Below are 24,156 nucleotides of genomic sequence, written 5' to 3'. Positions count from 1 at the left end.
TGGTTAACAACAGAGCTGGCGATCTAGCACTTTCGATCTTTATCTTAAAATTTATATCACATACCCGTATAGCGAGGGTGATACCTAGTAAATAGGAAGTCGTAAAATGCCTAGTAATAAAATTAATATTTTATTTTCCGACGTTAATGAAGAGCAATTACCCGTTGCAAACAACAAATTACATGGTTGGAAACATTTCGCTGGTTTATATGCTGGCGAACATGTTGCTGCGACGGAATTTGTGATTGGCGCGACCTTCGTTGCCTTAGGTGCCGCAACTAAAGATATTTTACTCGGTTTGTTAATTGGTAATTTGCTGGCGATGTGTTCGTGGTGGTTGTTGACCGCCCCAATTGCAGTAGAAACTCGATTGAGTTTATACAATTACTTGAACAAAATTGCCGGAAACTCGATGACCAAGCTTTATAACTGGGCGAACGTCGCTATTTTCTCGGTGATATCTGCGGCAATGATCACGGTGTCGTCCACTGCTGTTAGGTTTTTATTTAATATACCTGCACAGCTCAATTGGTATCCTAGTAGCTTTTGGTTTGTTCTTATTGTTATTGCCATGGGTTCAATTGTTGTGCTGGTTGCTATGTACGGATTCTCGACTGTGGCTGATTTTTCTAAGGTTTGTGCGCCATGGCTATTTGTTATTTTTATCGCGGGCTCATTCAATTTGTTCCCAGGCTTGTCTTTTCATGTGCTGGGCGATACAGCGATTACTAATTGGTCTGATTTTATTGCGATAGGTGACAGTTCTATATGGACCGGCTTTACCGGTAGTGGCGAGAAAGGGATTGGGCTGTTAGAAGTCATTGGTTTTGCCTGGGCGGCGAACTCGATTACCCATTTTGGTTTGATCGATATGGCGATATTTCGCTTTGCTAAGCGGAAGCGCTACGGCTTATTGTCTGGTGTTGGGATGTTTTTCGGGCATTATATTGCGTGGATTTCGGCAGGAATTATGGGCGCTGGCGCCGCTGTTCTTCTGAAAACTACGATTACCAGTTTGGATCCTGGCGATGTTGCTTATCACGCGCTGGGCTTAACAGGATTTGTCATTATCATTATCGCGGGCTGGACTACCGCTAATGCCAACTTGTATCGCGCTGGTTTGGCAGCGCAATCCATTTTTGTTAATCATTCCAGAGAAAAAACTACCGCAGTTGTTGGTGTTGTAACCGTTATTATCGCCTGCTTTCCCTTTGTATTCTCGCAGATGTTACCGCTGTTGACGTATGCAGGGCTCTTGGTTGTTCCTGTTGGTGGGATTGTGTTTGCTGAACACGTTTTGTTCCCAAAAATTGGCTTAACCAGATATTGGGCGAAATACCAGAATATTTCTCGAAGTGTACCCGCCATAGGCTCTTGGGCTTTGGCGCTAATGTTTGGTTTTGGATTGAATGCTCTCGACGTTATGTCTTTCTACTATTTGTTTATCCCAACGTGGATGTTCACGATTGTTACTTACACCTTGTTGGCTAAAAAATATGGTGCGGACAGGAATTACAGTGAAGAGATAGCAGCAGAAGCACTTGAGCAACAGCAAATAGTTGAGTTTCAAGATGCACAAGCTATTCATGATCAAGCTTTTGTGGTTGACACCAGTGTCGTAAGTAGAGTTCTCAATGCGGTATCCGTAATTTCATTGCTTATTATTGCTGGATTCGCCTGCCAGGTTATGTTCTTTAGTTCCAGTATGGAAATTTACAGAATTAACAAATCCCAGTTTGAGACTTATTGCTTTATTTTCACTATTGCCTATTTTGGCAGCGCCTACACTTCATTGCGCCGTCAAAAAAAGCTTAATGCTTAATGCTTGCAGCGATTTTTCAATGTGCCAAAGACAAAATATTTTTTAGTTATCAACTTATTTGTAGAGCGTAGAATATGAATACTGCACCGCACGAACAAGTGAATAAAGGATTCTTGAATTCGTCGATATTGGCGAGATTGCCTAGCCATATTGATGTTCCAACATATGATCGCAGCCAGCTTAAGGCGGGAATTGTTCATATTGGTGTGGGTGGTTTTCATCGCTCGCACCAAGCTGCATATCTTAACGAGCTATTGAAGTCACCGGGTTCAGAGCAGTGGGGAATATGTGGCGTCGGTTTGCTGGATTGTAATAGTGACTTGCGAGATATCCTCGTCAAACAAGATTACCTCTATTCTTTGGTGGTTCGTCATCCAAACGGGACAATTGACAATAAGATTATAGGGTCAATGATCGATTTTATTTTTGCACCGGAAGATAAGCAAAAAGTAATTGATAAATTAGCGCATAGTGATACCAAAATTGTCTCTTTAAGCATCACTGAAGGTGGTTATCATATCCATCCCGAGACCGGTGAGTTTGATTTTGATAATGACGATGTTCGCCATGATATTCAGAATCCAAATGACCCAAGAACAGCATTTGCTTATATCATTGCCGCCTTGAAAAAACGCATGGTCAGTGGCCTAGGCCCATTCACGGTACAGTCGTGTGACAATATTCAACATAATGGGGCGATCACGCGGAAAATGATAACGGCGTTGGCTGAGCGGCTAGATCCTAGCTTAAGTCAATGGATAGAAGAAAACGTCTCTTTTCCGAATGCGATGGTGGATCGCATTACACCAGTAACAAGCAAGTTAGATATTGCTTACGTAGAAAACACCTTTCAGGTAATTGATCAATGGCCAATTACCTGCGAATCATTTTCGCAATGGGTCATTGAGGATGATTTTTGCTGCGGCCGTCCGAATTGGGACCTAGTCGGGGCTCAGTTTGTAAGTGATGTTACGCCATTTGAGAAAATGAAAATCCGGCTACTGAATGCTGGGCATTCTGTCCTTGGTTTGCTTGGCTCTATTTATGGCTATGAAACGATAGACGAAACGGTGTCTGATGTGTGTTTCGCTCAGTACTTACGTGCGTTTATGGATCTAGAAGTAACGCCTTTGCTGGATGATCTAGATGGAATCGATTTAGATGGTTACAAAGACACTCTTATTGAGCGCTTTGCGAACCCAAATATTAAAGATAGTCTGGTTCGTATTTGCTCTGAGAGCTCCGCTAAGCTACCCAAGTTTTTGCTGTCTTCTATTTTCGAAAATATAGACAAGGGGCGAGATTCATCTCTCGCGATTTTAGTCATAGCGGCTTGGTGTTTTTACAGCGATAAAGCGCTTAATCAAGCCCAGCTAGCGATTACTATTCAAGATGCAATGGCTGTAGAGCTGGCTGCGTACGCGCAAAAAACCGCTGAAGATAAGCTTTCATTTTTGAGAAATCGTCATTTTTTTGGAAATCTAGTTGAGAATAGCGAGTTTACTCTTAATTATACGAAAGCAATTGATTCCTTGTATTCCCCCTCGAGTGACATACGAGAAATTATGAATCGTGTTCTCTCGGAAAAACACAGAATTGTAGCTGAAGAGGTGAGCTGATGGCAGGTTTAATTGTTGACAGAAAATCATCTGAAGCGCTTGTAGTAAGTTGTTTTGGTGAGGTGCTTTGGGACTATTTTGATAGTGGCAAACGCTTAGGTGGTGCGCCTCTCAATGTTTGCCTGCGCTTACAATCGTTGGGAGTAGAGGCACATATATTAAGCGCAGTTGGTAGCGATGCGTTGGGCAATGAGTTGTTAAGCGATATAAAAGAACGCGGCTTAGATTCTGACTTAGTAGTAGTTAATCCGAATAAAAAAACAAGTACTGTTGAGGTTATTCTCGATAAGGGTGGGTCGGCAACGTACGAGATTGCTACAGATACTGCTTGGGATAATATTGAACTAACACCTAAGATTGCTGAGCGTGTTGAGTCGTCAGATATATTTGTTTTTGGAAGTTTGGTCGCGCGCAGCGAGGTTTCCCTCAATACCTTGCGGCAGTTAGTCAAATGTTCTGTTTACAAAGTTTTTGACGTTAACCTGCGAAAACCACACTATGCGCTTGATACTCTAGTAGAGCTGATGAACGTAGCCGATTTTATAAAACTTAATGATGATGAGTTATTTGAAATTGCGGGTGCAATGGGATCGAAATTTAATTCCTTGGAACAGAATATTGAATTTATAGGGAATAAAACTAATACCTCTAATATATGCGTCACTAAGGGCCGACACGGCGCCCTGCTTAAAGTAGGTGACAAAACCTACTACAACTCCGGTTTTTTGATTAATGTAGCGGATACCGTTGGCGCGGGAGATTCTTTTCTAGCCTCGTTGATTTATCAGTTAAGTGTTAGCAAAGATGCGCAATATGCTGTTGATTTTGCATGTGCGGTTGGTGCGTTGGTAGCGCAGAATCATGGAGCAACGCCCAAAATTTCAATTCACGAAATTCAGAAATTTATGAATCCTGCATAGATAGAGATGCTGAGAACGCTAACTAATAATAAGCATCCGTATCTAGATTTAATATTATAGGAAATTACCCATATGTCGGTTTCGTTAGTTAATAGGGCGTTTTTACCGGTGCTCCAGCAGGATTTCTCGCGGCTGGAATCGATACATATGCGCGATTTATTCGCGCAAGATCCGCGGCGGGTTGAGCGCTATTCCCTTGCTGCGGCAAATCTCTTTCTTGACTATTCAAAAAATCGCATTGATGACGAGGCCTTAGATCATCTTTTTGAACTGGCGGCGGCTTCGGAGCTGGGTGCGGCGCGAGAGGCGATGTTTACGGGTCAGGCTATTAACAACACTGAAGACCGAGCGGTTTTGCACACAGCTTTGCGTTATAACGGTCCGGATTCGATTGTGGCAGAGGGCGTCAATGTTATGCCAGCGATACGCGAGCAGCGGCAGCGCCTTGCTGATTGCGCTGCCGCGGTGCGCAATGGCCAGTGGCTGGGTGCCACCGGCGAGGTGATTCGTGACGTTGTTAATATCGGCATCGGTGGCTCGGACCTTGGCCCTGCGATGGTGACGCAAGCGCTAGCGCCTTATGGTCGCAGTGGCCCTAAAATGCACTTTGTATCTAATGTTGATCCGGTGCTGATTTGCGATATTTTGTCTGATTTAAACCCTGCCACTACTTTGTTCATTGTCGCGTCGAAGACCTTCACAACCCAAGAGACCTTGGCTAATGCGGGACTGGCAAAACGGTGGTTGGCTGCGGGGTTAGATTTGGCTGTGGACGATAATAGTTTACAGCAGCATATGCTTGCCGTTACTGCACGCCCGAGCGCCGCTATAGCGCTTGGCTATCTGGACGCGAACATATTCTGTTTTTGGGATTGGGTGGGCGGGCGCTATTCACTGTGGTCTGCAGTGGGGCTGCCAATCGCAATCGCAATTGGCCCTGAGGGGTTTGACGAGTTGTTGGCAGGTGCTGAGGAAATGGATGAGCACTTCCGGTCGGCACCACTGAAAGAGAATATGCCGCTCGTTCTGGCCGTACTGGGTATTTGGTACCGTCAATTTTTTAACTCGCAAAGCTATGCTGTGCTGCCGTATAGCCAGCGTTTAGCGCGCTTACCTGCCTATTTGCAGCAATTGGATATGGAGAGTAACGGTAAGTCGATTCAAAAAGATGGTGCTCCGGCGAGCTGGGCAACGGGATCGGTGATCTGGGGTGAGCCGGGCACGAATGGGCAGCACGCTTTCTACCAATTAATCCATCAAGGCCAAGATCTCATTCCCTGTGATTTTCTTGTTCCGACTTCGCACGAGGCGCCAGAACATGCCGAGCAACACCAAATACTTGTCGCTAATGCAGTGGCACAAGCCGAGGCTTTGATGTGCGGTAAATCAGCGGAGCAGCTTCGAGCGGAACTTGCCGAGTGCTCGCTGGCGCCAGATAAGCTCGATTTACTTGTAGCGCATAAGACAATGCCGGGTAACCGGCCTAGCAATTGCTTGTTAATACCTGAGCTGAGTCCAAAAGTACTTGGCAGCCTAATCGCGCTTTATGAGCATAAGGTATTTTGCCAAGGTGTTATTTGGGGCCTTAACTCCTTTGATCAATGGGGTGTAGAGTTAGGCAAACAGTTGGCATCGCGGATATGTAGGGAGATGTGCGGTGAGGATTCAGTTGGCGCGCGGCATGACCCCTCTACTGAAGCCCTCTTGGCGCGCCTGTCTGCGGAGGTGTGTTAATTCAGTATGCTAGTTACACAAGCTTTTGTGTAATAAAATTACATTTAAATATTATTTAGTGGTTTTTTGTGTATATTGGTTAATTTAGTTAATTAAAATTTGATCCAGTGTAGCCTTGCCATATGACGATGGAAGGCTGACCCAGTGAGGATAAATAGCGTGCTTAACGAAGTTATCAACAAGGTCACCCAAGCGGTAATCGAGCGCAGTGCAGCAAGTCGGCAAGCGTATCTTGAAAAAATTCGTCGCGCCCATCGCCCTGGGGTGTCGCGAGGGCATTTATCCTGCGGTAATTTAGCGCACGGTTTTGCCGCTTCAGATGCTCACGACAAGTCTGCACTGGCGATAGATCGCGCGGCGAACTTTGCCATTGTCTCTTCTTATAACGATATGTTGTCGGCCCACCAGCCGTTTCAGGATTACCCCGCGCAAATTAAAGCGGCGGCTCGCGAGTTGGGCGCCGTAGCTCAGTTCGCTGGTGGTGTGCCGGCGATGTGCGACGGCGTGACCCAGGGGCGTGAGGGCATGGAACTGTCGCTCTTTAGTCGCGACAATATTGCGATGGCGGCTGGCGTTGCGCTTTCTCACGATATGTTTGATGGCGTTTTATGTCTTGGTGTGTGCGACAAGATTGTACCGGGCTTGGCAATTGGTGCGCTGGCCTTTGGGCATTTGCCCTGTTTGTTTGTACCCGCAGGGCCGATGGAGTCGGGGCTGCCCAACGCCGAGAAAAGCCGTATTCGCCAGCTTTACGCCGAAGGCAAGGTAGGGCGAGCGGAATTGCTCAAGGCGGAAAGTGAGTCTTATCACAGCGCCGGTACCTGCACTTTTTACGGCACTGCAAATAGCAACCAAATGCTGATGGAAATTATGGGTATGCAGTTGCCCGGCAGTTCGTTTATTAATCCGGGCACGCCGATGCGCGAAGCAATGACCAAAGCCGCGGTTGCTACGCTGAATACATTGTCGCCGCTATCGCCGGAGTTTTTGCCGCTCGGTGAGATGATTAATGAAAAGAGCATTATCAACGGCATTATTGGCTTGTTGGCAACCGGTGGTTCTACGAATCACACCATCCACCTCGTCGCCATTGCCCGCGCAGCTGGGGTAATTATTAATTGGCAAGACATGGCCGAGCTGTCGGAAGTGGTGCCCTTGTTGTGCCGGATTTACCCTAATGGCTTAGCCGATGTAAATCATTTTCAGGCTGCCGGCGGCATGCCGCTATTAATTAAAGAATTGCTGGATAACGGGCTGCTTCATAACGATGTGAGCACGGTCGCTGGTGCAGGTGGCATGCGGCGTTATTGCAAAGAGCCCTTTTTAGATCAGGATGGCAGTTTAGTGTGGCGCGATGGGCCGACAGTCAGTTTGGACGCAGAGATTATCGCCACAGTCAAAAAGCCCTTTAGCAAAGAAGGGGGCTTGCGCTTGTTGCAGGGCAACCTTGGACGCTCGGTGATTAAAACCTCGGCAGTCAAGCCTGAGTATCGCGTGTTAACGGCGCCTGCGGTTATTTTTAATGACCAAGATGAAATGAAGGCCCGCTTTGATTCTGGTGATCTTAATCGCGATTTTATTGCCGTGGTGCGTTTTCAAGGACCCAAGGCGAATGGTATGCCTGAACTTCACAAATTAACGCCATTGCTTGGTGTGTTGCAGGACCGTGGCTACAAAGTTGCTCTAGTAACGGACGGTCGTATGTCTGGGGCGTCGGGCAAGGTGCCTGCGGCAATTCATTTAAGCCCAGAGGCCCTTGATGGTGGCCCAATAGCGCGGTTGCGTGACGGCGATATGATCGAGTTCGACGCCGAGCGCAGTGTCTTGCGGGTACTTGACGAATCTGTGTTCGAGCGGCCAGTAGCGATTTACGCCGGTGGCCATCAAGAGGGCATGGGGCGCGAGTTATTCTCTTGTTTTAGAAAGTTAGTGAGTGATGCCGAACACGGTGCGTCGGTAATGGATATGTAGTTGCCCACGGTTGCTAGGAAGCCTTCGGCTATGCGCCCTTGTTGGTGACTGACCTCGTAAATAATTAGGAAATGGTATGACAGAGCCCTTTGATATTGTCATTTTTGGTGGTGCTGGCGATCTCTCGTTTCGTAAGCTTATTCCCGCGCTGTATCGCAGTTATTGCGAGGACAAATTGCCCGCTAGCTCAAGGGTGATTGCCTGTTGCCGAAATGCGCAAGAACAGTCGGCATACCTGCAGAACGCTGATGAGGCCCTGCAGGAGTACTTAGCTGAAGGCGAGTACAGAACAGAGGCGGCGCAAGCGTTTATTGAACATGTGTATCCGGTAGAGCTTGATATTACTGAGTCGGGTGCTTTTTGGCAGACAATGGCCGAGCTATTAAACGAATATCGCCAGCGGGTGCGGGTGTATTACTTAGCCATTCCGCCCGCTATTTTTGGCGTTTGCTGCCAGAACCTTGCTAAGTATGACTTAGTCGATGAGCGTAGCCGTGTGGTGGTGGAGAAGCCTCTGGGCTATAACGCGGATACAGCCAATGCGATAAATGAGGAGATTGCCCGTTATTTTGATGAATCGGCTATCTACCGCATCGATCATTACCTAGGCAAAGAAACCGTTCAAAACTTAATGGCGTTGCGCTTTACCAATGTTATTTTTGAACAATTGTGGGATGCCAAATCCATTGACCACGTTCAAATTAGTATCTCTGAAACCGTTGGCTTGGAAGGGCGCGCCGGCTTTTACAATGAAGCCGGTGCGCTGCGCGATATGGTGCAAAACCATCTGCTTCAGTTATTGTGTTTGGTGGCTATGGAATCGCCCCACAAGATGAAAGCCAGCAGTATCCGCGCTGAAAAAGTAAAAGTATTAGAGTCTTTGCGACCAATGCGCGGTGACGACGTAAAACGGCATACCGTGCGGGGCCAATACGTTGCCGGCAACCATAAAGGCAAATTGGTGCCCGGCTATCTTGAAGAGTTGGCCGAGGCGCAGAGCAATACCGAAACCTTTGTGGCCCTGCGCGCCTATGTCGACAATTGGCGCTGGGCGCGGGTGCCATTTTACCTGCGTACCGGCAAACGCATGAAGCAGCGTTGTGCCGAGATTGTTATTCAATACAAAGAGGTTTCTCATCGCGTTTACGATCGTGATGCGGGTGCCTTGGCGCCCAACCGCTTAGTCATTAGATTGCAGCCAGAAGAAAGTATTCAGCTCACTATGATGGCCAAAGATCTCGACACCTTGGATATGCGTCTGCAGCCCGCCACCCTCAATCTTAATTTTTCCGACACCTACAAAAAGTTTAAAAGCGACGCCTATAAGCGCTTGATTCTCGATGCGGTGTCGGCCAATCCGAGCTTGTTTATTCATCGCGATGAAGTGGCCCATGCCTGGGCTTGGATAGATCCAATTATTGATGCCTGGCAATCGGATGCTCAGGATCCTCATTTGTATAGGGCTGGAACGTGGGGGCCAGAGGAATCTGACGAGCTGCTCGCCGAAGATGGTTTTAAATGGTTTAACGCTGGAGAGCAGCATTAATGGCGGCGGTCGAGTATTGCTTTGACGAGCGACAGTCCTTAGTGACAGCCCTGGTGGATCACATAAGTGAGCTGCTTAATAAGGCGATTACCGAGCGAGGCTCAGCAAGTTTTTTGGTGTCGGGTGGAAGTAGTCCACAAGCGGTTTATGAAGCACTTGCGGAGCGTCAGCTCGATTGGTCTAAGGTCGTAGTGGCGCTTGTCGATGAGCGTTGGGTGACGCAAGAGCACGCTGCGAGCAATGAGGCGTTTATCCGCCGGTCCTTGTTGCAGAGCCGCGCTGCCGCAGCGAGGTTTATTGGTATGAAAACGGCGGCTCACTCAGCTGAAGCAGGCTTACAAGACTGCGAAACGCGGTTTGCTGCGCTACCGCCTAAGGCTGATGTGTGCCTGTTAGGAATGGGCAGTGACGGTCACACCGCATCGCTATTTCCCTACGGCGCAGGGCTGGCTCATGCAATGTCGTCAGGCGATGCGCGTTGCGCGGTAATACACGCGCAGCAGAGTGAAGTGACTGGCGCCCACACTGAGCGTATGAGCTTAACGTTGCCCTATTTGTCGGCGGCTCGGCAGCGAATTTTGCTTATTACGGGCAGTGAAAAATATGAGGTGTATTGCGCAGCAAAGGCCAGCAGCGACTTTATGTCGACACCGGTCAGCGCAGTGTTAAATACCGATGTGGATGTGTATTGGGCCCCGTAATTATCTTTTTTTATTTTGAATAGTGGAATTTAAAAATGCGCAACTTAGATGAAATTATGGATCTGTGCCCAGTCATTCCGGTTATTGTTATTGATCGTGCAGAGGACGCAGTGCCACTGGCAACTGCGCTTTACAACGGCGGCCTTAAAGTACTTGAGATTACTTTGCGAACAGAGTTTGGTTTGGCGGCCATTAGTGCTATTCGCAAGGCATTACCTGAGGCAGTGGTTGGTGCCGGTACGGTAGTTACCGCTGAAGACGTGCGCAATGCCAAGGCGGCAGGTGCGGAATTTTTAGTAAGTCCGGGCTGTACATTGACGCTGCTTGCAGCCGCTCGCGCCGAAGGTATTCCCTTGTTGCCAGGGGTGAATAGTCCGAGCGAGGCAATGTTATTGCTCGAACAGGGCCAGCGCCACCTAAAATTTTTCCCGGCTGAGGCTGCGGGCGGGGTGCCCATGTTGAAGTCGATATTAGGGCCATTGCCACAATTGCGCTTTTGTCCAACGGGCGGCATAAATCCCGATAACGCGATGGAATATCTTAGCTTGGCCAATGTTGCCTGTGTTGGCGGTACCTGGATGCTGGATAAAGCGGCGATAGCGGCGGGCGATTGGGCAGAAATAGAACGCCTGTCACGCATGGCTGCGGGACTGGCGGCGTAATGGATTTAGGGCTTACTGTTTTTTGAGGTTTTGCGCTCAGCGCTTGCCTTACGCTTGGTAGTATCGAGGCTGTGTTTCACTTTTGTTAGTTGGGCTTCGGCGGCGGGACCCTGAGCGAGGGCTAAGGCCGTTGCTATTATATCGATGATGGTTAAGATAATAATTCGAGTGGTCATCGGTACGTAAATGGTAGTGTCTTCCAGCTCGTCACCAGAGGTAATGGTGATATCGGCCAGTTTGGCTAATGGCGAATCGGGATTAGTAATCGTGATCAGGGTCACTTGGCTTTGTTTCGCCAATTCGGCTATTTCAATCATAGCGTTGGTGCGGCCGGTTACTGAGAATATTAAAAAACAGTCTTTTGACGAAGCGCCAGCGGCGGCCATTCGCATCATTAGATGGTCGTCGTAGGCTACGGTGGGAATCCCAAGACGAAATAGTTTATGTTGCGCATCTTTGGCGATGGCGGCGGCTCCGCCCATGCCTGCAATAATAATTTGCCGCGCACCGCTCATGGCTTTAACCGCGGCATCTATCGATTGGGTGTCGAGGTGACTGCGCAAATATTCAAGTGCCGCTTGATTGGCGTTAATGCGTTTTTCGATAATGGTATGGGCTGTATCGCCTTTTGATACCGCTTCACTAATAAAGCTGGCGCGGTGGGCTAGGGCTTTAGCAAGTTGTACTTTAAGTTCCGGAAAGCTGTTGCAGCTCACGCTGCGGCAAAAGCGCGACACCATAGGGTCACTGACTCCCGCACGGCTAGCAAGCTCGGCGGTTGCCATATTCATCGCCTCTTCTGGCGCCGCCAAAATTTCATCTGCGACCTTGGCCTCGGCTTTACTGAGCTGATCACGCTGAACTTTGATTAAATGCAGAATGTTCATTATCTAAATTCCGGTGTTTGGCGGTGATCGACCGCGAAGATAAATATGCAAGGGGCGCAGCATTACCTGAAACACTAATGTTTTCAACAAACTGGTGATCTTATCCAAAGACTTCGAGATGCCTATACTGTAATTGGTGTAATTTTATTACATTAAAATGTTTTAATTGTCTTTTTTTGGTGGTATATTGTAATTAAATAACATTAACGCGTTAGGTAAAGGTATTGGCTATGAAGATCCGCGCTGCAATAAATGGTTATGGCCGTATAGGTAGAAACATTCTTCGTGCTCTCTATGAGTCTGGCTATAGCGATTCTGTAGAGCTAGTGGCAATTAACGATCTCGCCGACAACACCACAAATGCTCATCTAACACGCTACGATTCTGTGCACGGGCGCTTCAATGGGAAGGTCGAGACGGCCGACGGCGCCTTAATGGTGAACGGTGATCGAATCCTTACCTTTGCTGAGCGCGATCCCGCGAAATTGCCGTGGGACGATCTGGCCATTGATGTGGTTTTTGAATGTACCGGCTTGTTTACGTCTCGGGACAAAGCCGCTGCACATATCCGTGCTGGGGCACGCAAAGTTATTGTATCGGCGCCCGCCAGCGACGTGGATGCAACCGTTGTCTACGGCGTAAACGACCAGGTGTTAAATGCGCGCAGCGAGGTGATCTCTAACGCATCATGTACAACAAATTGCCTCGCACCTATTGCCAAAGTGCTTAACGACGGCCTTGGTATTGAACAGGGCTCCATGACCACTATTCACGCCTTTACCAATGACCAAAACTTACATGATGTTTACCACGCCGATCTTTATCGGGCGCGTGCGGCAGGGCAGTCGATGATTCCATCTAAGACTGGCGCTGCGCAGGCGGTTGGCTTAGTACTTCCTGAGCTGGCCGGTAAGCTGGACGGCATGGCGGTGCGGGTGCCAACGATTAATGTTTCCCTGGTTGATTTTAATTTTTTGGCGAGTCGAGACACCTCTATTGAGGAGGTGAACAGTCTGATCAAGGCGGCGGCCGACGGCCTGATGTCGGGTATTTTGGTTTACAACGACGAGCCGTTGGTATCGATTGATTTTAATCATCAGCCAGCATCGTCCATATTTGATTCATTGCAAACCCGCGTAAATGGCCGAATGGTTAAGGTGATGGCGTGGTATGACAATGAGTGGGGTTTCTCAAATCGAATGCTGGATAACTGCTTAGCGTTGATGGCGGTGGCAAAACCTGCAGTAAACAGTAGAGGAAGTCACGCCGCATGATTCGCCGCACCAAGATTGTTGCCACCCTAGGCCCAGCTACCGACGGCGAAGGCGTGCTAGAAAAGCTAATACTTGCTGGTGCCAATGTGGTTCGGCTTAATTTTTCCCACGGCTGCCCAGCCGACCACCGCCGTCGCGCCGAAGAGGTTAGGGCGCTGGCAAAACAGCATCGTCGGAGTGTCGCTGTGCTGGGTGATTTACAGGGCCCTAAAGTCCGGATATCGCGTTTTTCTGCAGGATCAGTAACGCTTGAAAACGGTCAAATTTTTACGCTGGATGCGAGCCTGCCGAGTGACGGTGGCAGCATTGATGGCGTAGGTCTTGATTACACTAGCTTGCCTGATGAAGTTGTAATTGGTGACAGGCTACTGTTGGACGACGGTCGCATAGTGCTGGAGGTAGAGCGAAAATTAGGATCTAAAATTATTACACAGGTCATCGTGGGCGGCAGTCTTTCGAACAACAAAGGCATTAATTTGGAAGGTGGCGGTCTAGCGGCCAGCGCGCTGACTGAAAAGGATTTTGCCGATATTTTGCTCGCGGCCGAGATCGACGTGGACTATCTCGCCGTATCGTTCGTGCGTAGTCCAGACGACTTGCACCGCGCCCGCAAAGCACTTGTTGATGCTGGCGGCAAAGCCGGCATTGTAAGCAAGATTGAGCGGGCTGAAGCCGTGGCCGATCTCGACCTACTGGACGATATTATTCGCGCCTCAGATGTGGTGATGGTTGCTCGTGGCGACCTTGGTGTTGAAATTGGCGACGCTGCCTTGATTGGTGTGCAGAAGTATTTGATCAAGCGCAGTCGCGCATTACAGAAAGTGGTAATCACCGCGACGCAAATGATGGAGAGTATGATCGACAGCCCGCTGCCGACCCGTGCCGAAGTATTTGATGTGGCTAACGCTGTTTTAGATGGTACCGACGCGGTGATGCTCTCCGGCGAGACTGCGGCCGGGCGCTTCCCTGTTGAGGCGGTCGCGGCGATGGATCGGGTTATCCTTGGCGCAGAAAAACACCCGGAATCGCGGGTGTCGTCGCACCGCTTGCATGAAAACTTTGTTGCGGCCGATGAGTCCGTTGCCATGGGGGCGATGTATATTGCCAACCATATGCAAGGCGTGACCGCGATTATCAGCTTAACGGAAACCGGAAATACACCGCTGCTAATGACCCGTATTTTTTCCGATATACCGGTATTTGCGTTTACACCGAACGCGAAAACCGAAAGCCGCGTTGCTCTGTATCGCAACGTTATACCAATAAGCTACCAAGTTGCCGATGTTCCCGCAGACAAAATAAACGAGAGTGTGGTTTCCGAACTGCTGCGTCGCGGCTTGGTTGCAGAAAGGGATTGGGTGATTCTCTCGAAAGGGGATTACAACAACGTTCATGGTGGCACTAACACCATTAAGATTGTCAATGTGGGTGACCGCTTGGGCTAGGGAGGTCCATTGCTGTCTGTCAGGTCTGTTGTCCCGCATTACTTTTCGCGCCTATGGCGCGTTTTTTTTCTCAAGATTTCCGTAATTTCTCTCGGTCAATGGAGTTATATCAGCACAAAAATAACACTATTTGTCGATTATCTACTCTGCTAAAAATTACGCATTTCTAGTCGGTATAATTATGAAGCTTGTAAATAACGACTATGTAGGCCTTTTTTTGAACACTAATAATTAGAGGGAATTGATTTTCAGTTCAGGCAAGTGGAGATGAAGCGCCGAACTTCGGTTGCGACCAGACTGTCGCACGGTTAGATCGTACAGGGCTAGCTAAGCGTAAGTGTTTGACTTATATGTGAAAAATATTTCATCTGGCTTTTTTGCCGGAAATTTGCCAGAAATTTGGCTGCGGTCAAACTGTGACCAATCGATTTCCATAAGGACAAAATTTGACCTTTTGGGTCCATCTTTGCCAGTAATTTCTCCTAATTGGCCGAAAAACCTAATAAAAAGCCCCTAGTGGCCAATGTTTCAATAAGCTATTACTCACAGAATCTGCGATGAGAAATATTCAATGAGCAGTTTTTAGAGTGATATCATCGTAACTTGAGCTGGGTAGGCTATCTTAAACAGTAGCCGAACTTACATAACAAAAAATCTGCCCGAGTTTATGTCTAGGGCTATGCTCTTACTTCCTTCTAGAATAATGAGGACCACAATGAAAAAAAGAATTAGTGCCTTATCATCCCTGCTGCCGTTGGGCTTGCTTGGTAGCCTCGCACATGCCGCGCCAATGCTCGAAGAAGTGGTGGTTACGGCTCAGCTGCGTGCGCAAAGCCTGCAGGACGTGCCGGTTTCCGTTAGCGCCATCGGTGGCGAGAAAATGATGGAGGCGGGCATTGCTAAGATTGAAGACTTGCAGGCTTATGTACCCAACTTCACCATGTCGGAATCCGGCATTGGCACTGATATTTATATTCGCGGTATCGGCTCAGGTGAAAACCAAGGTTTTGAGCAATCGGTGGGTATGTATGTTGATGGTATTGCCTATGGCCGCGCTCAGCTGGCGCGTGCACCCTTCCTCGATTTGTCTCGAGTAGAAGTTCTGCGCGGCCCGCAGAACATCCTGTTGGGCAAAAATAGTATTGCTGGCGCGATCAGTATCCAAACGGCTAACCCAAGCGAATACGCTGAAGGCAATGTTCAGGTCACTTATGAGCCTGAACAGAACGAGCGTATTATCGATTTGGTGGTCAGCGGCCCGATCAATGATCGCTTGGGTTACCGCTTTGCCGTGCGCAAGCGCGAGCTAGACGGCTTTATGGAAAACCTGGTGCTGGATCGCGACGAAGCGCAGCGCGCAGAAGAAACCTTCCGTATTAAACTCAGCTGGGATGTCAGCGACAGTGTGACGGCCAAATTTAAAATCGAGGCGGGCAGCTTTGATGTGGTCGGTCGCAACTCTGAAATTATTACCAATTACGCGTCTAACTCCGATGTTTTCTTGTTCCAAGGCCGCACCTACGGTGAGATCATGGATCGCACAACATTCCCAGACGCCGGTGGCTTAGCGGCATTGACTGGCGTGCTGCCAGCGCCGGTGTTAAGTTTTCTACAGCTTCAGCCCAGCGGCTCGATTATCGATATCGACTCCGATGAGGGCGTACTGAACAATACCGCTGATCGCAAACGCCACAGCAACGGCGACTACAGCAATAACGACACCTATAACCTTACAGCCAATGTCGACTGGTATCGCGACGATCACCAGTTCACCTCGATCACCGGCATCATGGGTTATGAGTACGATGAAGACTGCGACTGCGACTTCACTGGCGCGCCGCTATTCCAAGTTGAATTTCAAGAAGAGTATCAGCAGTTCAGCCAAGAATTCCGCTGGATTTCCCCAGCCGGTGGAACTTTTGAGTATATTGCGGGTGCCTATTTTCAATACAGCGAACTCGACTTTTTTGACTCGTTATACTTGCCCTCTGACATTATTCCACAACTGGTTAACGCCGCTGACCTGCTCGAAGGTGGCGCCCGTGGTGATGCTGATCCCGGTGCTGACGGCTCCAGTGGCTTTGAACTGCTAGGTATTGGTGACGCCGGTAACGCGCTCCGCGGCATCCGTACACCGCGTGACTTCAACAGCGAATCAACCATCGCCTCAACCTTTATGCAGGCAACTTGGAATATGGCGGACACCTTGCGCCTAACCCTCGGTGGTCGCCTGACTTGGGAAAATAAAGAAGGTGCGCGTAAACTCGAATTTGGCTTGGACGATGGGACAATTCAGCCACTGGGTGAAGTCGACACCGCCGCTGCGGTCAGTTTTGCCGCCGAGCGTCACGACCTGAAAGGTGAGCGCGAAGAAGTGCAGTTCGCACCGCTGATCAACTTGCAGTGGGATGCCACTGATAACTTAATGAGCTACTTCTCCGCCAGCCGTGGTTACAAGTCAGGCGGTTTTGACGCGCGCTCCAATGCGTCGCCTAGCGCCGACCCTACGCCGATTAACCCCAATGCGCCTACAGGTACTAATCAGCAAGTGTTGATTGGTAGCTTTGAGTTTGAGGAAGAGGAGGCGCTTAGCTTTGAGTTGGGGGTCAAAACCACCCTTCTCGAAGGCGCTGCCGAGCTGAATGCGGCGTTGTTCCGCACCGAGTTCGATAACCTGCAGGTCAGTGTCTTCGACGGTACATTGGGTTTTAATGTGGGCAATGCGGCCAGCGCGGTTTCTCAGGGTATTGAACTGGATGGCCGTATGGCTCTGACCGAAAACCTGATATTGGCCGGCGGCCTGGCTTTCCTTGACTTCGAGTTTCAGGACCACCAGCTTGGCACCTGTATTCAGGATCAAACGCCTGACAATGCCAATGGCATAAACTGCGACTACAGTGGCAAGACTAATCAATACGTTGCTGACTATTCTGGTAATTTGATGTTGGCCTACGAGCGCCCGCTCGGTAACGCACTTATGCTACGCGCCAATATTGATGTGATCTTTACCGACGACTACCACCCCTCGCCGAATTTGGATGATCGCATCAAGCAGGATGCCTATCAAACCTTCAATGGTCGACTTGCCCTGTCGTCAATAGACGGCGAGTGGGAGGTGGCACTGTTGGCTAAAAATCTTAGCGATGAGTTGGTCGTGCTTTACGGCGTTGATGCGCCGACCGCGAAAACCATCACCGGGGCGACCACCCATCACGGCTTGGTTAATAATCCACGTACTTTTGCGCTGCAAGCCAGCTACCGCTGGTAACCCTGTGGCCCTCTCCGGTGGTGGCTCGTCGCTGCACCGGGGTAGGTAAAAAATAGTGCCTTGACGGTAACTGCATCGAAACTGGTTTTTATATACCTGAAATATGGCTCTACCCCACTAGAGTCATACAGTAGAGGAACCTGGCGTAGCCGATGACGCGATTTTTTCATCTAGGAATCTAGGTTGAGCTTGAGGCCTATCAAAGAAATCTCGCCATTTTTCATTTCCTTAACAGTCAGTTTAAGCTGTGGGAAGGTCAGTGCGTCACCAACCACGGGGCGTCCCCTAAACTTGCGTTTAATGTGCTCGCCTACGGTGAGGTGTTTTAATTCATCGGGTATGTCAAAGGTATATAGGAGCGCCAGATCGCCTAATTTGCTGTTTGGTCGAATTGTGAAATCCCCGAAATAGCTGGACGATTGTTTTGATGACATGCGCGAGAGGGCCGGTGAGAATAAATCGGCTAGTTTTTCGGCCATGCCGGTAGTGGCAACGATGACGACTTGATCGCTTTCCTGAAGCGTGTTTTCTTCGTTTGAGTTAAGCGGGATTTCATCGCGGATGAGCGCAACAACCTGAGCGCTAACAGGTAGCACCAGCTGATAGATTGATTTGCCAATGACACTGCTTCCGGCAACCACCTGATACACCACAAGGTCCTTGTGGGGATTGCTGGGCAAGTGGGTACTTTTAAAACTCGGCAATTTCAGTGTCACGGGCAAGTCGACTTTTAACCAGCGGGCCATTGGTGCAATGGTCCAGCCCTGGATGACCAGCGAGGTTAATACCACGAAGAACACCAATTCAAAGTAAATGCGCGCGTTCTCTAAGCCTGCGAGGGAGGGGAATAGAGCGAGGATGATCGGTACCGCACCGCGTAATCCGCACCAGCTTACAAAAACTTGATCGCGCACGGGAAACCTGAACGGCAGCAGTGATACCGCTACCGCCAGTGGCCGCGCGATGAATATCAGTATACCGGCGATAATTAGCGCCGGAATGATGATGGGTGGCAGCAGACTCGGCGTTACCAAGAGGCCTAGCATTAAGAACATGCCAATCTGGCTCAACCAGGCGATGCCATCGTGAAAGCGTCGTATGTCAATCATATACAAAGATGACGTGGTGCCGGTCATCACGCCAGCGATGTAAATGGCGAGAAAACCACTGCCCCCGCTAAAGCTGGTGCCGCCAAATAAGGTGAGCGCGGCGGCAAAGACCATTAATGGGTATAAGGACACCGGCAATGTTATTTTGCCCAGCGCTGCTGGGATGGCGTAGCCGCCCAGCACCCCGAAGAGAAGGCCTAGACCCATTTGCTTGGCAAGCTCGGCTAGCAGCAGCCAGCCACTTAATCCGGCAGGGCTGCTCAGGGCTTCAACGAGTGTGATCGTCAAGAAAATGGCCATAGGGTCGTTGGAGCCAGATTCAATTTCTAGGGTGGCACCGGTTCGATCCTTTAGGTTTAGCCCAGCATTTTTGATAAGGCCGAATACCGCCGCCGCATCTGTTGAGCCGACGATCGCGCCGATCAATAAGCCCTCTTGCCAAGGTAGGTCAAGGATATAACAGGCGGCTGCGCCGGTTATTCCCGCGGTGAGAAATACGCCCACAGTGGCTAAGGAGAGCGCAGGCCGTAAGCTGCTGCGAAAAGTATCCATACGCGTGCCAAGTCCGCCATCAAAAATGATAATGGCGAGTGCGAGGTTGCCAATTAAAAACGCGGTGTCGATATCATCAAAGTGGATGCCGCCGATGCCGTCTTCACCAGCTAGCATGCCGAGCAGCAGGAATATCAGTAATAGGGGAGCCCCTAGGCGACGGGAGATGATGCTGGCAAACACCGCAAACAAGAACAGTGCGGCGCCGATAAATACAAGTTGGTAGGTGTGTTCAATCATTTGTCGGTTAGGTGCTCATCACTTGCGGTGTATTGGGCTAGTTCTTTGTAGTCTGGCTAGGTAACGGCAATTCTATCCCATTAAGGTCCTCCTCTTGGCCTTTAATAGGTAGGCTAGATAATTATAGGGAACCGTGGCGATTTCTGCTTTGCTGCCGTTAGCGGGCGGTGCTTTGTTTAAGTGCCAGCCCTTAGTTGGCGAATTCCTAAGCCAGTGCGTCGCTTGAGCATTTTTCCTAGGGATTTGGCATCGGAATAGCCCAGTTTTTCGGCAATCGCCTCCATAGATTCACCGCGCTGCAGTTGGCGGAGGGTGAACTTTTCAAAGACTTGTTCTTGGACCTCTTTGTAAGTGAGGTTTTCATCTTTCAGTCTGCGCAGTAGTGTGCGTTCACCTATCTCCAGTTTAGCGGATACTGTTTGACGCGATGGCGCCACGCCTTCGTCGATCAATTTTAGTATGGCTTTTTCGATAATGGCACTTTGGCTGTTGAGTGTCCTAACTTGATAGTCAAGGCTGGTATCAAGGGATTCGTAGAGCTGAGGGTCAGCTGATTGCAGGGGAAGGTCTAGCAGTTTTGCGTCTAGGCATAGTGCGTATTCCTTACAGTTAAACCGACAATGCGAGCTAAGCTTGGCCTCGTATATATCTTTTAGGCCAAAGTCTGGGTGCGCAAACCAGATTTCGGCATATTTATAGGTGTTGTTTGGGAAGCAGTCTTGCAAAACCCGAACACAGGCACAGATAAATGCATCATACGAGTAATGGGTAACCTCTAAACTGGGGTTTGCAAGGCGAAATCGCATTACGCCTAAACCGCGTTCTTCCGTAAGCGAAAACTTCCACACTTCGCTGACCAAAGATATTTGATCGAGTGCTTCTAGAATGGATTGCCGAAATGTCTTGGCGACCATCATCTTAAAAGCCAGCGAGCCAATGGTTCTAAAGTGGAAGTGTTCTAATACATCGAGACCAAGATCGACCCGGCCAGTTAATCGCTGTGCTAACTTCCACAGCGCAGTGAGTTCCTCTTGGTTCACCCGGCTCACTGAGTCCCAGGCGGATAACGGAATGCCCGCTTCCTTGAATAACTGCTCGCGATCAAAGCCGCAGGCCGCAGCGGTAACATTGGCGACCATGTTGGCCCACTGAGCGTGGGCGGTGATAGCTAATGCGCTGTTTGTCACAAATTAACCCGTTTAAGACACGTTTCCGCATTGTACCTAATTCTTTACAAGGTAGCATAATTGCTTGATAGCGGCAGGCCGCTCAATAGTTCACAGACGTCGCAGATGGAATGTTATGTTGAAATTCAAGCAAAGACCCTTATCTCACTATTTACTATTACTGCTGGTGCTAATCCTTGCAGCTTGTGGTGGCGGTAATAGCGCTAAATCGAACACTGGCTCGAATCCGGGTAATCCAGACACGGGCGGTAACCCCGGTGTCGAGGACGGGCAGGGACGTACTTTCTTCATCGCAAACGGGCCGAATGCGACCACTGAGATGGTGTTGGCGATGATCAGCGCCAAACCCAAGGATGTCATTGAATTTGGTGAGGGCTATTATGAACTGACCTCAGGCATCCAGATATCCGGTACAGAAGATATCCTCGTTAAAGGCCAGGGTATGGATAAAACGGTACTCTCGTTCAAAAATAGCGGCTCGCAGGAAGGCTTTCTTGCGACTACGGTGCGCGGCATTACCGTTGAAGATTTGACGGTGCTGGATTCGCCGGGTGATGCTTTCAAGCTACAGGGTGTTGATCACGGGACTCTACGCCGGGTTCGTGCATTTTGGTCTAGCGGGCGCAACACGGCCAACGAAGACACCATAACGGCGGCAAATTATAAAACTAAGTTGCAGGTTGCCTGTACCGATCCAGCGCGACACAACCCCGACAATCCCAATCCCCTTGAAATGGACACGACGTCACCAGATTACAATGTCAGTAAGTTGTCGGGCCGCTATGGGGTTTACCCAGTAAACTCGCGGAATATCTTGGTTGAGTATGTGGAGTCGGTAGGTGCATCTGACGCCGGTATTTATGTAGGTCAAACCGATAACGCGATTATTCGCAACAGCCGCGCTGCGTTTAACGTCTTTGGTTTTGAAATTGAGAATGTGCGCGGCGGTGAGTATGTCGACAATTTGTCGGAATGTAATACCGGCGGTTTCTTGGTTTATGACTTAGACGGCTTAACGCGTTACGGTAGCCGTACCCGTATGTACCGTAACACCTCGCGTAACAATAACACTTACAACTTTGCCGAACCCGGCAGCATCGTATCTAACGTACCTCGCGGTACCGGTATGTTGACCATGGGTTACGACAAGATCGATATTTTTGATAACACTTTTGAAGACAATGGCACTGCCGGTATTGTGCACACGAGCTACAAGCTATTTGGTGTGCCTGGCGATCGCCGTATGGATTTATACAGCGAAGGTGTTCACATTTGGAATAACACCTTTAAAAATAACGGTAACGATCTACCAAGCCCTGATTTTGCCTCTATTATCGATACTGGTGGTGAGCAGGTCACCTCCGCATTTCCTATGTTAATTGGTTTGAAAATGGTGGCTGGCACCGGTGAATACCGCGGCGCGCACATCGCATGGGATGGCTATGAAGACGAATACAACGCCGACTGCCCTTACCCAACCGACAGTAAGGGCGACCCAGTACCTGCAGATGCTGAAGGCAAGCCCATCTCAGGTAACCAGTACCCCAATCCCTCTTGCCGATATAATGCTTACAAGTTTAATGAAGCGGGCGAACGCAAGAAGCCGCAGTGGTGGTATTCCTGTATAGACCCCAGCAATAACTTTGACAGCGACAGCGCTACTTTCGCCAATTTTCACGGCACCGAAGGCCTAGAAGCGCTGTTATACCTGCCACCGCAAGGCCCAGAAGACCTCATAGACATTGTGACTAGTCTGCCGAACTTCCCTGTGGATACCGATATCACGCCGCACCTCTGCGACGAGACTTATGGCAGCAATATGGCGCCGCTACCGCCGATAGTGATCCCAGCGTTTGAACCTTCTGGCACAATTGATCCCGCTCCGTCAGATGCATTGGTTGACCAGCTTTGTAATGCCTCTGTCCCTGCCGGTGAGATCAATGCGGCGGCCTATACGGTTAACTGCCCACGGCTTGATCAGTACCATTTATTTGCCGATGCGGAGGACCCCACTAGTCTACCCAATGGTCAGGGTGTGCCCTTTGTGCTGAATACCAAGTTGTTTTCGGATTACGCCACCAAATATCGCGTGGCCTATATTCCTAAAGGCGAACAGGCTATTTATCGCGATGGTAATGACAACGCCAATGCTGCAATTTTATTCCCCGTCGGAACGATTCTCGCTAAGACTTTCTCCTTTACGAATGAAACGAATCAAACCGAAGTTGCGGCAGAAACGAGGTTGATCATTAAACGGCAAACCAGTGGCGGTCAGTATTACTGGGATGGCCTAGAGTATATTTGGAAAGAAGAAAATGGTAAGAAGGTAGCGTACTTGACCCAGCAGGGTGGGGTGATGAGCGCAAGCTGGGATTACAGCGACGTGAATAGCGGTGATCACTACCAAGGCTCAACGGACGCCTATGTCTTACCAAACGCTAACCAGTGTCAAAGTTGTCATGCTAACGACGATGCCGAAACAGGCTCTGCGCCCATTGGTCCCAAGGCGCGGAATCTTAACCGTCCGTATAGCAGCGAGTCGCCTCTTGCCTCGGGTATGGATGCGCACGCGGTTAACGGCAGAAACCAATTGGTGTTTTGGTGTGAAACTGGCCTAATGAAAAACTGCCCAAGCAATATGGCAGTCGATTCAAATACACAGTATCTGAAGGCTGTTGAACGCAACCCAATCTTTAATATACCGGGTGACTCAGGCTTTGATTCAAACAGCGACAAAGATGTTGAAGCGCGCGTACGTTCCTATCTCGAAGTGAACTGTGCCCACTGCCATAATCCTCGTGGTTTGGCGCAGAACACTGGCTTCTACCTCGATGTATTCCGTGCGGTGAACGATACCTTTGGTATATGCAAAGGGCCAACTGCCAGTGGCACCGAAGGTCGCGGCGGTCGTGAGTATGACATTGTTCCCGGTAATGCTGCTGAGTCTATTCTTCCCTACCGCCTAGGGCCCGAAGCTACAACCTTGGCTGCACGGATGCCGCCGATAGCGCGGAGTACGGTGCACGCTGGGGCATTTGATCTAGTAACAAAATGGATCAATGAAGTCGTCAACGACACCTACGACAATGCAGATGCCTGCGGCACCAGTAGTGGCAGTGGCTCTGATTTGGAACTTTGTCTACCGGGCGAAGTGCCGGTGCTTGGTGGCCAATGTTTGCCGCTAGATAGCCTGTAAACGTCTAAGGTAATACTCTAGCG

Annotated in this window: 15 protein-coding genes; 12 read left to right on the top strand and 3 right to left on the bottom strand. The window is 49.4% G+C overall.

Features of this window, described 5'->3' with window-relative positions:
* The first annotated feature begins 106 nt into the window (after positions 1–106).
* From AZF00_RS13070 to AZF00_RS13035, 8 genes are all read left to right on the top strand, one after another.
* Positions 107–1,822, top strand: a complete 1,716-nt coding sequence (locus AZF00_RS13070; RefSeq protein WP_008248653.1) for a purine-cytosine permease family protein — start codon at positions 107–109, stop codon at positions 1,820–1,822.
* Between the two features lie 74 nt (positions 1,823–1,896).
* On the top strand, positions 1,897–3,441 hold the full coding sequence (locus AZF00_RS13065; RefSeq protein WP_008248655.1) for a mannitol dehydrogenase family protein: 1,545 nt from the start codon (positions 1,897–1,899) through the stop codon (positions 3,439–3,441).
* Positions 3,441–4,361 carry a PfkB family carbohydrate kinase gene (locus tag AZF00_RS13060; protein WP_008248656.1) on the top strand — a complete coding sequence of 307 codons (921 nt, stop codon included), beginning with the start codon at positions 3,441–3,443 and terminating at the stop codon, positions 4,359–4,361. Before AZF00_RS13065 ends, AZF00_RS13060 begins: the two co-directional genes overlap by 1 nt.
* A gap of 72 nt (positions 4,362–4,433) precedes the next feature.
* Positions 4,434–6,095, top strand: coding sequence for a glucose-6-phosphate isomerase (pgi, locus tag AZF00_RS13055; protein WP_008248657.1), 1,662 nt, complete (start codon positions 4,434–4,436; stop codon positions 6,093–6,095).
* Positions 6,096–6,254: 159 nt separating this feature from the next.
* Entirely contained in the window at positions 6,255–8,066 is a 1,812-nt protein-coding gene (gene edd, locus AZF00_RS13050; protein ID WP_062383900.1) for a phosphogluconate dehydratase, read from the top strand.
* 76 nt (positions 8,067–8,142) lie between these two features.
* The gene (zwf, locus tag AZF00_RS13045) at positions 8,143–9,612 is read left to right on the top strand and encodes a glucose-6-phosphate dehydrogenase (RefSeq protein ID WP_062383897.1); all 1,470 of its coding nucleotides are present in this window, start codon (positions 8,143–8,145) and stop codon (positions 9,610–9,612) included.
* Positions 9,612–10,313, top strand: coding sequence for a 6-phosphogluconolactonase (pgl, locus tag AZF00_RS13040; protein ID WP_008248661.1), 702 nt, complete (start codon positions 9,612–9,614; stop codon positions 10,311–10,313). Before zwf ends, pgl begins: the two co-directional genes overlap by 1 nt.
* A gap of 35 nt (positions 10,314–10,348) precedes the next feature.
* Positions 10,349–10,975 (top strand): bifunctional 4-hydroxy-2-oxoglutarate aldolase/2-dehydro-3-deoxy-phosphogluconate aldolase, encoded by a 627-nt coding sequence (locus AZF00_RS13035; protein ID WP_008248664.1) that lies wholly within the window; start codon positions 10,349–10,351, stop codon positions 10,973–10,975.
* 5 nt (positions 10,976–10,980) lie between these two features.
* Here the strand turns inward: AZF00_RS13035 and AZF00_RS13030 are convergent, their stop codons facing one another.
* Entirely contained in the window at positions 10,981–11,862 is an 882-nt protein-coding gene (locus AZF00_RS13030; RefSeq protein ID WP_008248666.1) for an SIS domain-containing protein, read from the bottom strand.
* Between the two features lie 230 nt (positions 11,863–12,092).
* Between AZF00_RS13030 and gap the strand changes: the two genes are divergently transcribed.
* From gap to AZF00_RS13015, 3 genes are all read left to right on the top strand, one after another.
* Entirely contained in the window at positions 12,093–13,136 is a 1,044-nt protein-coding gene (gene gap, locus AZF00_RS13025; protein ID WP_008248667.1) for a type I glyceraldehyde-3-phosphate dehydrogenase, read from the top strand.
* Entirely contained in the window at positions 13,133–14,581 is a 1,449-nt protein-coding gene (pyk, locus tag AZF00_RS13020) for a pyruvate kinase (RefSeq protein ID WP_008248670.1), read from the top strand. Before gap ends, pyk begins: the two co-directional genes overlap by 4 nt.
* Before the next feature lie 715 nt (positions 14,582–15,296).
* A complete protein-coding gene (locus AZF00_RS13015; protein WP_008248672.1) occupies positions 15,297–17,849 on the top strand; it encodes a TonB-dependent receptor in 2,553 nt (850 codons plus the stop codon).
* A 170-nt stretch (positions 17,850–18,019) separates the two neighbouring features.
* On the opposite strand, the gene AZF00_RS13010 is transcribed toward AZF00_RS13015, so the two are convergent.
* Together AZF00_RS13010 and AZF00_RS13005 are read right to left on the bottom strand one after the other, a co-directional pair.
* Complete coding sequence (locus tag AZF00_RS13010) at positions 18,020–19,750, bottom strand: potassium/proton antiporter (protein WP_008248673.1); 1,731 nt, start codon at positions 19,748–19,750, stop codon at positions 18,020–18,022.
* A gap of 176 nt (positions 19,751–19,926) precedes the next feature.
* Entirely contained in the window at positions 19,927–20,937 is a 1,011-nt protein-coding gene (locus tag AZF00_RS13005; RefSeq protein WP_008248682.1) for an AraC family transcriptional regulator, read from the bottom strand.
* Positions 20,938–21,052: 115 nt separating this feature from the next.
* Between AZF00_RS13005 and AZF00_RS13000 the strand changes: the two genes are divergently transcribed.
* Entirely contained in the window at positions 21,053–24,133 is a 3,081-nt protein-coding gene (locus AZF00_RS13000; RefSeq protein ID WP_008248683.1) for a parallel beta-helix domain-containing protein, read from the top strand.
* The last annotated feature ends 23 nt before the right edge of the window (positions 24,134–24,156 follow it).

The sequence above is a fragment of the Zhongshania aliphaticivorans genome (assembly GCF_001586255.1).
In the GTDB taxonomy this organism is placed as follows: domain Bacteria; phylum Pseudomonadota; class Gammaproteobacteria; order Pseudomonadales; family Spongiibacteraceae; genus Spongiibacter; species Spongiibacter aliphaticivorans.
This window is presented reverse-complemented; position numbering and strand designations above follow the sequence as displayed.